The organism is Pseudomonas sp. WT-JTC, assembly GCF_056711565.1.
Genome location: NZ_CM160042.1, coordinates 4655334 through 4669888 on the forward strand (window position 1 = coordinate 4655334; position 14555 = coordinate 4669888).

10 protein-coding genes are annotated in these 14555 nt (G+C 62.8%); 7 read left to right on the top strand and 3 right to left on the bottom strand.

Going from position 1 to position 14555, the window contains the following annotated elements:
* Positions 1 to 121: 121 nt before the first annotated feature.
* Both AC06G5_RS21150 and AC06G5_RS21155 read right to left on the bottom strand, forming a co-directional pair.
* Entirely contained in the window at positions 122 to 1459 is a 1338-nt protein-coding gene (locus AC06G5_RS21150; protein ID WP_413427881.1) for a lysine N(6)-hydroxylase/L-ornithine N(5)-oxygenase family protein, read from the bottom strand.
* 146 nt (positions 1460 to 1605) lie between these two features.
* On the bottom strand, positions 1606 to 2088 hold the full coding sequence (locus tag AC06G5_RS21155; RefSeq protein ID WP_413704342.1) for a sigma-70 family RNA polymerase sigma factor: 483 nt from the start codon (positions 2086 to 2088) through the stop codon (positions 1606 to 1608).
* 383 nt (positions 2089 to 2471) lie between these two features.
* On the opposite strand from AC06G5_RS21155, the gene AC06G5_RS21160 reads away from it, so the two are divergent.
* The 3 genes from AC06G5_RS21160 to AC06G5_RS21170 are packed head-to-tail and all read left to right on the top strand — an operon-like array spanning position 2472 to position 7020.
* A complete protein-coding gene (locus tag AC06G5_RS21160) occupies positions 2472 to 3644 on the top strand; it encodes an efflux RND transporter periplasmic adaptor subunit (RefSeq protein WP_480458263.1) in 1173 nt (390 codons plus the stop codon).
* Positions 3645 to 5618 carry a MacB family efflux pump subunit gene (locus AC06G5_RS21165; RefSeq protein WP_480458264.1) on the top strand — a complete coding sequence of 658 codons (1974 nt, stop codon included), beginning with the start codon at positions 3645 to 3647 and terminating at the stop codon, positions 5616 to 5618.
* Positions 5619 to 5625: 7 nt separating this feature from the next.
* Positions 5626 to 7020, top strand: a complete 1395-nt coding sequence (locus AC06G5_RS21170; RefSeq protein WP_480458265.1) for an efflux transporter outer membrane subunit — start codon at positions 5626 to 5628, stop codon at positions 7018 to 7020.
* Between the two features lie 132 nt (positions 7021 to 7152).
* On the opposite strand, the gene pvdP is transcribed toward AC06G5_RS21170, so the two are convergent.
* Positions 7153 to 8772, bottom strand: coding sequence for a pyoverdine maturation tyrosinase PvdP (gene pvdP, locus AC06G5_RS21175; RefSeq protein WP_480458266.1), 1620 nt, complete (start codon positions 8770 to 8772; stop codon positions 7153 to 7155).
* Positions 8773 to 9028: 256 nt separating this feature from the next.
* On the opposite strand from pvdP, the gene pvdM reads away from it, so the two are divergent.
* The 4 genes from pvdM to AC06G5_RS21195 all read left to right on the top strand — a co-directional run bounded on the left by pvdM (position 9029) and on the right by AC06G5_RS21195 (position 14461).
* Positions 9029 to 10378, top strand: a complete 1350-nt coding sequence (pvdM, locus tag AC06G5_RS21180) for a pyoverdine-tailoring dipeptidase-like protein PvdM (protein ID WP_480458267.1) — start codon at positions 9029 to 9031, stop codon at positions 10376 to 10378.
* Between the two features lie 30 nt (positions 10379 to 10408).
* Positions 10409 to 11689 (top strand): pyoverdine-tailoring periplasmic protein PvdN, encoded by a 1281-nt coding sequence (gene pvdN / locus AC06G5_RS21185; protein ID WP_480458268.1) that lies wholly within the window; start codon positions 10409 to 10411, stop codon positions 11687 to 11689.
* Positions 11690 to 11718: 29 nt separating this feature from the next.
* Positions 11719 to 12606, top strand: a complete 888-nt coding sequence (pvdO, locus tag AC06G5_RS21190) for a dihydropyoverdine dehydrogenase (protein ID WP_413704335.1) — start codon at positions 11719 to 11721, stop codon at positions 12604 to 12606.
* 205 nt (positions 12607 to 12811) lie between these two features.
* Entirely contained in the window at positions 12812 to 14461 is a 1650-nt protein-coding gene (locus AC06G5_RS21195) for a cyclic peptide export ABC transporter (protein ID WP_480458269.1), read from the top strand.
* The last annotated feature ends 94 nt before the right edge of the window (positions 14462 to 14555 follow it).

Sequence of the window (14555 nt, forward strand, 5' to 3'; positions counted from 1 at the left end):
CTGGTGGTGTTTGTGATGGCCCCTTCGCGAGCAAGCCCGCTCCCACATTTTGACCTGTGTTCGCAGATCAATTGTGGGAGCGGGCTTGCTCGCGAAGAGGACCTTGCAGCCACCGAACAACTCAGCTGGCCGTGGCCAGCAACAAATCCACCACCGACCGGCCATGCCCGCGATGCTTGCCATGCTCATACAGTGAAGCGGCAATCTCATCGGCGCGAATCGGCAGGATCGACAGCAAGGTGTCGCTCAAGCCGTGGCTGGCCTGGCAGAAGCCCTGCATGTAGAGGCCGGCCTTGCAGCGCTCGTCGGTGATCAGTCTGTAGTTGCGATCGACCTCGAAATCGCCCAGGTACTCTTCCAGCGGTGCCAGCAGTTTGCGGTGCATCTGCCGCTCGTAACCGGTGGCCAGAACCACGGCGTCGTAGTGACGCACCGAGACTTCACCGGTGGCGTTGTTGCGCAGCACCAGATCGATGCCGCGTTCGTTGGCTGTGGCTTTTGAGAGAGTGGTCAGCGTGTGGAACGCATGGCGGGCGATGCCCGAGACTTTCTGCCGGTAGAAGATGCCGTAGATGCGCTCGATCAGATCGATGTCCACCACCGAGTAGTTGGTGTTGTGGTACTCGTTCACCAGACGCTCGCGTTCGCTGTCAGGCTGCTGGAACACCAGGTCGGTGAACTCCGGCGAGAACACTTCGTTGACGAAGGGGCTGTCGTCGGCCGGCTTCAGTGCCGAGCCGCGCAGGATCATGTCCACCTGCACCGACGGGAAGCTGTCGTTCAAATCGATGAAGGCCTCTGCCGCACTCTGCCCGCCACCGATGATTGCGATGCTCATCGGCCGGTTGTCCACGCACGGCTGTTTGGCCATCTGCGCCAGGTACTGGGAATGGTGGAACACCCGGCCGTCATCCTTGAGCGCCTTGAACACCTCGGGAATACGCGGCGTGCCGCCGGCGCTGACCACCACCGAACGGGTGGTGCGCACATGCTGATGCCCGCTCGCATCGCGGGAAATCACCCGCAACGCCTCGACCTGATGGTTGTGCAGCACCGGCTCGATGGTCAGCACTTCTTCGCCGTAACGGCTTTGCGCAGTGAACTGCCCGGCGACCCAGCGCAGGTAGTCGTTGTACTCCATGCGGCACGGATAGAAGGTGCCCAGGTTGATGAAGTCCACCAGGCGCCCGTGGGCCTTGAGGTAATTGACGAACGAGTAAGGGCTGGTCGGATTGCGCAGGGTCACCAGGTCCTTGAGGAAGGAAATCTGCAATTCGCTCTGGGTCACCAGGGTGTTGCCGTGCCAGCGGTAGTCAGCCTGCTTGTCGAGGAACAGCACATCCAGGTCACCCTGGCTCGCCCCGCGCTCTTGCAGCGCGATGGCCAGTGCCAGGTTCGACGGGCCGAATCCGACGCCGATCAGGTCGTGAACGAGGGGCGATGCAATTGCCTGTGTCATTTCCAGTGTCCTCTGGATGTTCCCCTCAATAGCGGGGCATTGAACCTAAGTGACCTGACAGGCCTTGGGCCGCACAACAGGTCGTCTGTTGAGTAGGAACGAGGACAATGAAACAAAATTTAACGAGGCTTGATGAATCTGAAGGCTCAATGGCCTTCCCACTGGCGCATCCGCACACGGCAATGCTTCATGGCATTGACGATGTGCTTTTCGACCAGTGCACGGGAAATGCCCAGTTGCTCGGCGATCTGTGGATGGGACAGGCCCTCGATCTTGCGCAACAGGAAACTCTCGCGGCACAGCCGCGGCAACTCCGCCAAGGCACGCTGGAGCATGTCCAGGCGCTGGCCGTGATCGAGGACCTTGTGCGGTGAAGGCGTGAAGTAGCGTTCTTCGCTGTCGAGCACATCCAGCGGCTCGGCGCGACGCAAGGCATTGCGGCGGTGGTCATCGATGACCAGGTTCAATGCGGTGCGATAAAGGAAGGCGCGGGGCTGCTCGATCGGCGCGTCGCTGGTCCGTTCCAGCACGCGCAGATAAGCGTCATGAACCACATCTTCGGCCACCTGGCGGTTGCCCAGCCTGGCGTTCAGGAAACACACCAGCTCGCGATAGTAGTTTTCCAACATGACTCCCGTCCGCACGGGGGTGCGGTTTCTGTCCTTGAGCCGTTTCGGCGCCCGCTGAATTACGCAATGGCACGATAGTGGCAGTTTGAGCAGCGTAATTTATAGTAATTCTCATATAGATTTAAAGTACTGCTTCAATTTGCCGGGCATTTAGTCACGCCCCCTGTGTAGGAGCGAGCTTGCTCGCGATGGACGTCAACGATAACGCGTGCTGTCTGGATCAACGCGTTGTCCTTGATGCCATCGCGAGCAAGCTCGCTCCTACAAAGGGTCGTGTTGTCGGCTAAATTCTGCGCCCGGCTCATCGTTTACAGGACAGCTCCCCGTCTCTGCCCGCCTGCGCCGCTGAACGACGGGCCGATTTCCTTTGGCCGGAACCCCGAATGAAACGTTCCCGACAAACCCGACGTGTCGTGTTTGCAGCACTCTGCCTGATCCCCGTCATCGCCGTCGCCGCCTGGCAGTTCATCCCGCCGGGCCGCGACCGGTTTGCCACCGTCCAGGTCAGCCGCGCCGACATTGAAAGCAGCGTCACGGCATTGGGCACCCTGCAACCGCGGCGCTATGTCGATGTCGGCGCCCAGGCTTCCGGGCAAATCCACAAGATCCATGTGGAAGTCGGCGACCTGGTCAAGGAAGGCCAGTTGCTGGTGGAAATCGACCCGTCCACGCAACAGGCCAAACTCGACGCCGGGCGCTTCTCCATCGAAAACCTCAAGGCGCAGCTGCAGGAACAACGGGCGCAACACGAACTGGCCCGACAGAAATACCAGCGCCAACAGAACCTCGCCGCCGGCGGTGCCACCCGTGAAGAAGACGTGCAGACCGCCCAGGCCGAATTGCGCGCGACCCAGGCGCGCATCGACATGTTCCAGGCGCAGATCCGCCAGGCCGAAGCCAGCCTGCGCAGCGATCAGGCCGAGTTGGGCTACACGCGGATTTATGCGCCGATGGCCGGCACCGTGGTGGCGCTGGATGCCCGGGTCGGCCAGACCCTCAACGCCCAGCAGCAGACGCCGCTGATCCTGCGCATCGCCAAACTGTCGCCAATGACCGTGTGGGCCGAGGTTTCGGAGGCCGACATCGGTCACGTCAAACCCGGCATGCACGCCTGGTTCACCACCCTGAGCGGCGGCACCCGGCGCTGGACCAGCACCGTGCGGCAAATCCTCCCCGTCCCGCCCAAACCACTGGACCAGACCAGCCAGGGCGGCGGCAGCCCCGCCAGCACCAGCAAAAGCGGGAGTGCCCGCGTGGTGCTGTACACCGTGTTGCTGGACGTCGACAACGCTGACAACGCCTTGATGGCGGAAATGACCACCCAGGTATTTTTCGTCGCCAATCAGGCGCAGAACGTACTCACCGCGCCCATCGCTGCCCTGCGGGCCGGCGCGCAGGCAGACCTGCAGACCGCACAAGTGGTCGCCAGCAATGGCAGCATCGAGCAGCGCAACGTGCGTACCGGTATCAGTGACCGCCTGCGGGTACAGATCCTCGATGGCCTGCAGGAAGGCGATCACCTGTTGATCGGCCCGGTCGACGGGAGTGGCGGCTGAATGCGGACGCCCTTGATCGAACTGCACGAAATCCGTAAAGCCTACGGCGGTGGCGACGCCCCTGAAGTTCACGTATTGCGCGGCATCGACCTGTCGATCCATGCCGGTGAATTCGTGGCGATTGTCGGCGCCTCCGGTTCCGGCAAGTCGACGCTGATGAACATCCTCGGCTGCCTCGACCGCCCGACCTCGGGCGAATACCGCTTCGCCGGGGAGAACGTCGCGGCCCTGGACAGTGACGAACTGGCCTGGCTGCGCCGCGAAGCCTTCGGTTTCGTATTCCAGGGTTACCACCTGATTGCGTCCGGTTCGGCCCAGGAAAACGTCGAGATGCCGGCCATCTACGCAGGCTTACCGACCGCCGAACGCCACGCCCGCGCCGCCGCCCTGCTCGACCGCCTCGGCCTGGCCTCGCGCACCGGCAACCGTCCGCACCAACTCTCCGGCGGTCAACAGCAACGGGTGTCGATTGCCCGCGCCCTGATGAACGGCGGCCACATCATCCTTGCCGACGAACCCACCGGCGCGCTCGACAGCCACAGCGGCGCCGAGGTCATGACCTTGCTTGACGAGCTAGCCAGCCAGGGTCATGTGGTGATCCTCATCACCCATGACCGCGAAGTGGCAGCCCGGGCCAAGCGCATCATCGAGATCCGCGACGGCCTGATCATCAGCGACAGCGCCGACGAAAACCCGAGCGCGCAAAATTCGGCCACACCCGGTGCGCTACAAGCCGTCGACCTGCGCAAGCGCTTGAGTGAAGGCGCCGAAGCGACAGGCGCGTGGAAAGGCGAATTGGTCGATGCCGTGCATGCGGCGTGGCGGGTGATGTGGATAAACAGGTTTCGTACCGCGCTTACCTTGCTCGGCATCATCATCGGCGTCGCCTCGGTGGTGGTGATGCTGGCCGTGGGCGAAGGCAGCAAGCGCCAGGTGATGGCGCAGATGGGCGCATTCGGTTCCAACATCATTTACCTCAGCGGCTCGGCCCCCAACCCGCGCACGCCGATGGGCATCGTCACCCTCGATGAGGTCGCGGCGATTGCCAGCCTGCCCCAGGTGATGCGGATCATGCCGGTCAACGGCCAGGAGGCCGGGGTGCGCTATGGCAACCTCGATCACTTGAGCTACGTCGGTGGCAACGACACCAACTTCCCGGCGATTTTCAACTGGCCGGTGGTCGAAGGCAGCTACTTCACCCACGCCGATGAGCAGAACGCCGCCGCCGTCGCGGTGATCGGGCACAAGGTGCGGACCAAGCTGCTCAAGGACGTGGCCAACCCGATCGGCCAGTACATCCTGATCGAAAACGTGCCCTTCCAGGTGGTCGGCGTACTCGCGGAAAAAGGCGCCAGCTCCGGCGACTCCGACAGCGACGACCGCATCGCCATCCCCTACTCCGCCGCGAGCGTGCGCCTGTTCGGTACTCACAACCCGGAGTACATCGCCATCGCCGCCGCGGACGCGCGTAAGGTCAAGGAAACCGAAAAAGCCATCGAGCAACTGATGTTGCGCCTGCACGACGGCAAGCACGATTTCGAACTGACCAACAACGCGGCGATGATCCAGGCCGAGGCACGCACGCAAAACACCCTGTCGCTGATGCTCGGCTCGATTGCCGCGATTTCGCTGCTGGTGGGCGGGATCGGTGTGATGAACATCATGCTCATGACCGTGCGCGAACGTACCCGGGAGATCGGTATCCGCATGGCCACCGGTGCCCGCCAGCGCGACATCCTGCGCCAGTTCCTCACCGAAGCGGTGATGCTCTCGGTGGTGGGCGGCCTCACCGGGATTGCCCTGGCGCTGATCGTCGGTGGCGTGCTGATTTTCAGCGAAGTCGCAGTCGCCTTCTCTCTGATAGCGGTGCTGGGCGCCTTCGGCTGCGCCCTGGTCACCGGTGTTGTCTTCGGCTACATGCCGGCCCGCAAAGCTGCCCGACTCGACCCGGTCACGGCCCTTACCAGTGAATGATCGATTTATGAAGCCGCCACTCAGTGTGTTAACCCTGTGCCTGTTGCTCGGCGCCTGCGGCAGCCCGGCCCAGCGCCCCGACAGCGGCATCCAGCCTCCCGCTGCCTGGCAATCGCTGCACACCGCAGGCGTTACCGATGCCAACCGACAATGGTGGAGCCGCTTCGGCAGCCCGCAACTGGGTCGCCTGATCGAACAGGCGCGGCTCGGCAGTTACGACCTGGCCGCAGCCATCGCGAGAGTGCGCCAGGCCCGGGCCGATACGGTGATTGCCGGAGGCTCGCAACTGCCCGAGGTCAAGGCCGCGGTCAACGCCAACCGCCAGAAATTGCTGCGGGGCAGCGGCTACAGTCAGCTCGATGCCGACAGCGATAACGACGCCGTCGATTACTTCAATGCGAACCTTGTCGCCAGCTACGAAATCGATTTCTGGGGTGGCCAACGGGCCAGCCGCGACAGTGCTCAGTTCAGCTTGCAAGCCAGCGAATTTGACCAGGCCACGGTGGAGTTGACGTTGCTCAGCGCCGTGGCCAACGGCTACGCGCAAGCCTTGTCGTTGCAGGAGCAGGGCCGCATCGCCGGGTTGAACCTGGCCAATGCCCGGAGCGTGCTGAAACTGGTGCAGACCCGTTTCGATTCGGGCTCGGCCACCGCCCTTGAACTGGCGCAGCAAAAAAGCCTGGTGGCGGCGCAGCAACGCCAGTTACCGCTGGTGCAGCAACAGGCCGAGGATGCGCGAATCAGCCTCGCCGCCCTGCTCGGCCGCCCGGTTCAGGCGCTGTCGTTGGGCCAGGAACACTTCGATCAACTGACCTGGCCCGTCATCGACGCCGGGGTGCCCAGCCAGTTGCTCAGCCGCCGTCCGGACATTGCCCGGGCCGAGGCCCAACTGGCCGCCGCCCAGGCCGACGTCAGCGTCGCCCGGGCCGCGATGCTGCCGACCGTGACGCTCACCGCCGAAGTCGGCTCCGGTGCCGACCGGGCCGACGATATCCTGCGCAGCCCCTTCTATAACCTCACCGCCGGGCTGCTCGCGCCGGTGTTCAACAACGGCCGCCTCGGTGCCCAGCGCGACAAGGCCACGGCGCGCCAGGAAGAACTGCTGGAGACCTATCGCGGCGCAATCATCAACGGCTTCGCCGACGTCGAAAAAGCCCTCAACAGCATTCGCGGACTGGATGAACAGCGCCAGTGGCAGAGTGAAGAGCTGAGCCAGGCGCAGACCGCGTTCAACATCGCGCAAAGCCGCTACCGGGCCGGGGCCGAGGACTTGCTGACGGTACTGGAAACCCAGCGCACGCTGTATGCGGCACAGGATTTGAACGTGCAACTGCGGTTGTCGCGGATGCAGGCCAGTATTGCGTTGTACAAAGCGTTGGGTGGGGGGTGGCAGGTTCTGTAATTTCTGTTGTCAGTGAGTACGCCTTCGCGAGCAAGCCCGCTCCCACACTGGATCTTCAGTGAACACAAAACCTGTGTACGACCAAGATCCAGTGTGGGAGCGGGCTTGCTCGCGAAGAACGATAACGCGGTATCAAGCCAGGCTCTGTTTAGCCTTAAGATTGCGCGCATACCAAGGCCGCTGTGGCACCTTGCGCAACAGCCCCGCCAGTTTTTTCTCGTCCTCACCAAAGGTAATGCGCAACGCCAGCTTCATGGTTTCCGGGTCCATTTCCACTGACTTGCCGGCCTGCAACCCCGGGGTAGTGCTGCAGCCGTGAGTGACCGGGCCGAGCCAAGGGTCATCGATCTCGACCCAGCGCCCCGGCGCAAACCATTGCACACCGTTGACCTGAAGCCGGCTGACCTGACCCGGATGGAAGCGCTCGTGGGCGCGGAACCAGTCCTCCAGGCGATCGTCGATCCAGCCGTGGAAATGCCAGAAAACCGGGTTCACATGGGAGGAAAACGGGTCGCCGAGGAAGTCGTTTTCCGCGGCGAACCAGCGTGCGGAAAAGTCCGCCGGATCACGGGCAAACGGCACCGGCTGGCCGTTCGACGGATCACGCGGCACCGAAGCCCAGCGCATGTGCAGCCAGTCGTGCAGGCCCAGTTCGACCTCCGAGCCGAACTGGCCGAGGGTCAGCGTCGACAGATAGCGTGGATCACGGTAGCGCGATTCCCAGACCTGGAAATTGCTGTGATACGTCTCAGCGGTCTTGATGTCGCTGACCCACTGCGTGTACTCGTCATCGTCCTCGGCCAGCCAGGTCGGCGGCAGCGCCGTACCGTCGTGGTTGTCGAAATAACGTGCGAAGCCGGGCCGGTCCCGTGCCAGCTCCGGCTGCGGCAACGGGAAATGCGTCCAGGAGGGCAAGTCCTGCATCGAACGTGCAGTGCCGAGCATGTGCCGGTGCATGAAGAAAAAGTCCACGCCCGAACCGTTGCGATCCTTGCGCGCCCCTCGGGCGTCGCGCTCCTTGTCCCGTGGGCCGGGTTGCCAGCCGAGCCCGCGCAAGGCGCCGCGCTGCTCTTCGGACAGCTTGTGCCATTTGTCCCGGGAGGCATGCCAGAGCTGGTGGAACAATCGGTGCTCCGGCGATACCAGCCAGGCCAGCAGGGCCGGATCGAGGCCGGTGCGCTCGCGGGCTTCAGGGAAGACCCGTTTGACGGCAATGAATCGATTGTCCTGGGCAGGCAGCATCAACGGCCGCTTCAGGTCCAGCACGCGCCCGCTGAGACTGCCGCTGCCGGCGTTGCCGAAGCCGGCCCAGACCTCGTCCAGGGTCATGTCGAACTCGTACTCGCAGCAGCCGCTGGCACCCAGCAGTCGCCAACCCAGCTGCTTCGGGTTGGCCGCGGACAGATCGCCCAGCACCCGGTAACGGGGCTCTTGCGTGGAGCGCAATCGCTCGGCGGTGTCGAGATATCCACTGAAACCGCGGCCCTTGTGCCCGATATCGAGGAACACTTCCAGTCCCTCCAGCGGCAAGCCTTCGATGCCGGCGTCACGACCTTCGAAACGAATGTGCCAGACCCCGCGCAAGGTATCCGCCAACCGCTGGCCGGCAACATCCGCCACGTCGAACGAGGCTTCGCCGGGGGTGATCGTCGGGTCCGGCCTGGTCAGTTCGCGCTGCCCGTAATACGCCGCCGGCACGGCGGCACCGGTCAGCGCCAGACCCGCAAGGAACCATCGTCGAGAAATCGTCATTGCCCTACCTGTGTCAGCCATGGAGCAGGCTTTATCCAAGCTAGAACGATTGTTGTGCAGACAAATTTAAAAGCTTCGTCGGAACGCCGCCCGGAGCAAGCCCGCTCCCACAGGGGAACGCGGTCGAATGTGGGAGCGGGCTTGCTCGCGAAGAGGCCGGCACAAACAACTAAATTCTCAGCCCAGCCACTCGTCCCCTCCAGATAGCAAAGGCCCCTGCGCCTGATCCCCGACGGCGAACCTGACTGAGACGGCAATGACAAAACCACGTTCGAAAAAGGCTCTTTTCATCGGCCTGCCGCTGGCCCTGGCGATCAGCGCCGGTGCAGGTTTCGCCGCTTGGGATTATTGGTTTCGGGACAATCCCGGCTACCCGGTCAAGGTGATGAAACAGGCCGATCAATTGCAGGAGCGCATCCTCTCGTTCGACGGCCACATCACCGTGCCCATGGACTTCGGCACCGCCGGCAACGAAGTCGACAAGGACGGCGAAGGCCAGTTCGACCTGGTCAAGACCGGCCGCGGGCGCCTGTCCGGTGCGGCGCTGACGATCTTCGGCTGGCCGGAAATCTGGAACGGTCCCAACGCCCCCCATCGCCCGACTACCGGCTTCGTCGACGAGGCCCGACACGAGCAGGAAACCCGCTACAGGATCATCAGCACCATGGTGCGTGACTTCCCCAATCAAGCGGCCATCGCCTACACCCCCGACGACTTCCGGCGCCTGCATGGCGAAGGCAAGTTCGCGATCTTCATCAGCATGCTCAACGCCTACCCTCTGGGCAATGACCTCGACGCCCTGGACAAGTGGGCAGCGCGAGGCATGCGTATGTTCGGCTTCAGCTACGTGGGTAACAACGCCTGGGCCGATTCGTCGCGGCCGCTGCCGTTCTTCAATGATTCGCGCGATGCCCTTGGCGGGCTATCGGACATTGGCAAACAGGCGGTCCATCGCCTCAACGACCTGGGCGTGATCATCGATGTGTCGCAGATGTCGACCAAGGCCCTGGAGCAAGTCGCGCAACTGAGCCGCACGCCGATGGTCGCCTCTCACTCGGCACCCCGAGCGCTGGTGGACATCCCGCGCAACCTCAGCGACGCGGAAATGCAGTTGATCAAGAACAGCGGCGGCGTGGTGCAGATAGTCGGCTTCCCGACCTACATCCGCCCGCTGAGCCAGGCCACCCTGGCCAAGCTCAACGCCCTGCGCGCGCGCTTCGACCTGCAACCGTTGCAAGGACTGGAGATGGCCCTGATGCCCGGCGATCCGGTGATCACCGTCTGGCCCGAGCAGCGTTTCGGCGAATACGCCAGCCAGCTCTACTCGATCCTCGACGAAGAACCCAAGGCCTCCCTCAAGAACTACGGCGATGCGATCGATTACGCCGTGAAGAAAATCGGCATCGATCACGTCGGCATCAGTTCCGACTTCAACGACGGCGGCGGCCTCGACGGCTGGAAAGACGTCAGCGAGGCCCGCAACGTGACCGCCGAACTGATCAGCCGCGGCTACAGTGAAGCCGACATCGCCAAGCTCTGGGGCGGCAACTTCCTGCGGGTCTGGGACCAGGTGCAGAAGTCTTCCCGGCCTGTGGTGCAGAACTGATTTTTCCTTTTGCCAAAGCGAACCGAACCCATGACCAACCGTCGTTCATTCCTCAAGCAGGCCGGCATTCTGGCGGCCGGCATTCCCCTGGCCTCGGCCATCAGCCTGCCCGCACAGGCTGCAAGCCCCGCGCCGCTGCCCAAGGACAAATGGGACCAACTGCGTCAACTGTTCACGCAGGACCCGGACTACCTGCACTTCGCCAACTTCCTGGTGACCTCGCATCCGCGCCCGGTGCGTGAAGCCATCGAGATGCACCGCGCCAACCTCGATCGCAACCCGGGCCTGGCCATGGACTGGCATCGCGGCGAAACCGAACGCCGTGAAGAAGACGTGCGCGTGTGGGCCGGTCGCTACCTGAAAGCCAAGCCGTCGCAGATCGCCCTGACCGGCAGCACCACTGAAGGCCTGGCGATGATCTACGCCGGCATCCACGTGCGCCCGGACCAGGAAATCCTCACCAGCGAACACGAGCACTACGCCGCCAACAGCGTGTTCGAATACCGCACCCAGAAGGACGGCACCAAGGTTCGCAAGATCAGATTGTTCGAAGACCCGTACAAGGTCTCGACCGCCGAAGTGCTGGTCGCGATTGAACGCAACATCCGCCCCGAGACCCGTGTACTCGGCATGACCTGGGTGCATTCCGGCAGCGGCGTGAAGCTGCCCATCGGCGAGATCGGCAAACTGGTGGCCGAGAAAAACCGTGACCGCGCCGACAAGGACCGCATCCTCTACGTGATCGATGGCGTACACGGATTTGGCGTGGAGAACGTCGATTTCCCGGACATGCACTGCGACTTTTTCATCGCCGGCACCCACAAATGGATGTTCGGCCCACGGGGCACCGGGATCATCTGCGCCCGTTCCGACGAGCTAAAGGACGTGACCCCGACCATCCCGACCTTCTCCGAAGCCACCCAGTTTTCCACCGTGATGACCTACGGCGGCTACCACTCGTTCGAACACCGCTGGGCGCTGACCGAAGCCTTCAAGCTGCATCTGGAACTGGGCAAGGCCGAGGTCGCGACGCGCATTCACGACATCAACAGCTACCTGAAGAAACGCTTGCAGGCACACCCGTCGGTGGAACTGGTCACGCCGCTGTCACCGGAGCATTCCGCCGGTTTCACCTTCTTCCGCATCAAGCACCAGGACTGCGAGGAAGTCGCCAATTTCCTGATGGATCGTCGTGTCGTGTGCGATGCCGTGGACCGTGATGTCGGGCCGATCATTCGTGTATCGCCGGGGCTGCTCAATACCGAAGCGCACATCGACCAGTTGATGGAGCTGATGGCCAGCAAGCTCTGAACCGCCGATTCCCTTTAGCGAGAACCCTCATGAAAAACACCCTGTACAGGCTGCCCCTTCAACGCCTCGGTGCCCTGATGCTGCTGGCATTGCTCGGCAGTGCCGTACCGAGCCTCGCCCAGGCGTACACGGCACCGCTGCCGGGCAAGGTCTTCAAGGATTGCCGCAACTGTCCGGAAATGGTGGTGCTGCCCGCCGGCACCTTCACCATGGGCACCCCGGAAGGCGAAGTCGGCCGCGAGCCGGATGAAGGCCCGATGCATGAGGTGACATTCGACAAACCCTTCGCCATGAGCCGTTACCAGATCACTGCCGGCGAATGGGCCCAATACATGAAGGAAACCGGGATCACCCTGCCCGATGGCGATACCCGTCCCGGCCGGGCATGCACCAATGGCAAACCGAGTTACCCCCAAGGCCCGCGTCAGCCGGCGGTGTGCATGAACTTCGCCGAAGTCACGGCGTATGTCGCCTGGCTGTCGCGCAAAACCGGCCAGCATTACCACATCGTCAGCGAGGCCCAGCGCGAGTACGCGGCCCGTGCCGGGTCAACGGGACCGTTCCCCTTCCCGTTCGACCCCGGCACCGAGTACAGCATCGCCACCCACGCCAACACCTACGGCCCCACCGACGGCTACAGCCATACCTCCCCGGTCGGTAGCTATCCAGCGAATGCCTTCGGCATGTACGACATGCATGGCAACGTCTACGAATGGATCGCCGATTGCTACCACCCGGACTATGTCGGCGCGCCCACCGATGGCAGCGCCTGGACCGAACCCGATTGCGACACCCTGCGCATCCGTGGCAACGACTGGGGTGAAGCACCGGTGTTTTCCCGCTCGGGCAACCGCAATGACATCGACCCGCAAACCCGTGGCGACTGGATTGGTTTCCGCGTAGTACGCAATCTCTGACCACCCCCTGCCCTTGTGGGAGCGGGCTTGCTCGCGAAGGCGTCGTGTCAGCCAACATCAACTTTGCTGATCCACCGCTTTCGCGAGCAAGTCGGATCGCCGCACCGCCGCTCCCACAGGTTTTGTGTCGTCCATCCTTTAAATAAACCCCCTCACCAGACGTTCTACTGGGTATCTGCCTCAAGACCCAAGGAACCCTCTGCTCATGACCCAGCCATCGCGCGGTGCAATTCATGAATTGTTCACCCTCCTGAAACCGTTCCGGCTCGTCGTCAGTCTGTCGATCCTTCTGGGCATGGTCGGCGGTCTGAGCGTGACGGTGCTGCTGGCGACCATCAACAATGCGCTGCACTCGCCGGACGGCCTGACCCAAGGCGTAGTGGCCCTGTTCAGCGGTCTATGCCTGCTGGCCCTGGGCAGTTCGATCTGCTCGGATATCGGCACCAATTACGTCGGCCAGCACATCATTGCCAGGCTGCGCAAAACGCTTGGGGAAAAAGTCCTTTCGGCGCCCATCGAGCAGATCGAGCGCTACCGCAGCCACCGGTTGATCCCGGTGCTGACCCACGACGTCGACACCATCAGCGACTTCGCCTTCGCCTTCGCGCCGTTGGCGATTTCCCTGACCGTGACCCTCGGCTGCATGGGTTATCTGGCGCTGTTGTCGTGGCCGATGTTCCTGATGATGGTGCTGGCGATTGCCATCGGCACCGGCATCCAGTTCTACGCGCAGGGCAAGGGCATCCTGGGTTTCATGGCCGCCCGCGAGGCCGAAGACGATTTGCAAAAGCACTACAACGCCATTGCCGGCGGCGCCAAGGAATTGCGCATCCACCGCCCGCGACGCCAGCGCATGTTCGTCAAGGGCATCCAGGGCACCGCCGATTTCATCTGCGACACCCAGGTGCGTTCGATCAACACCTTCGTGATCGCCAAGACCCTGGGCTCGATGCTGTTCTTCGTGGTCATCGGCCTGGCACTGGCCCTGCAATCCTACTGGCCCAGCGCCGACAAAGCAGTGATGAGCGGCTTCGTGCTGGTGCTGCTGTACATGAAAGGCCCGATCGAGCACCTGGTCAGCACTTTGCCAATTGTGAGCCGCGCACGGATTGCCTTCCGCCGTATCGCCGAGCTGTCGAGCCAGTTCTCCTCGCCCGAACCGCACCTGCTGCTCAACGACCAAGGCACCTCGCCGACCATGGTCGACAGCCTGCAGTTGAACAACGTCAGCTACGCCTTCCCCGCCGCACCCGGCAGCGACGCCTTTCGCCTGGGCCCGGTGAACCTGACCATCGAGCAAGGCGACATCATTTTCATCGTCGGCGAAAACGGCTGCGGCAAGACCACGCTGATCAAGTTGCTGCTGGGGCTCTACGCGCCACAACAGGGTTCGATCCTGCTCAACGGCCAGGGCATCGATGCGCACAATCGCGACGACTACCGCCAGTTGTTCACCACGATTTTTGCTGACTACTACCTGTTCGATGACGTGGTGCAGGGCGACCGGCACATCCCCGAAGATGCCAACACCTATCTGCAGCGGCTGGAGATCGCACACAAGGTCAGCGTCAGGGACGGCCGTTTCACCACCACCGACCTGTCCACCGGCCAGCGCAAGCGCCTGGCGCTGGTCAATGCCTGGCTGGAGGAACGCCCGGTGCTGGTGTTCGACGAATGGGCCGCCGACCAGGACCCGACCTTCCGCCGCATCTTCTACACCGAGCTGCTGCCGGACCTCAAACGCCTGGGCAAGACCATCATCGTCATCTCCCACGATGACCGCTATTTCGACATGGCCGATCAACTGGTGCGCATGGAATCGGGCCGGGTCGTCACCGAGCGCGCAACGGCCTGACGGTCAGTGCCGCGCGCAGATCATTGTTTTTTTGAAGTTTGTTTTCCGGTTTAGCCAAAGCGGTCCGTCTAATAATAATTATCATTAACTAAAA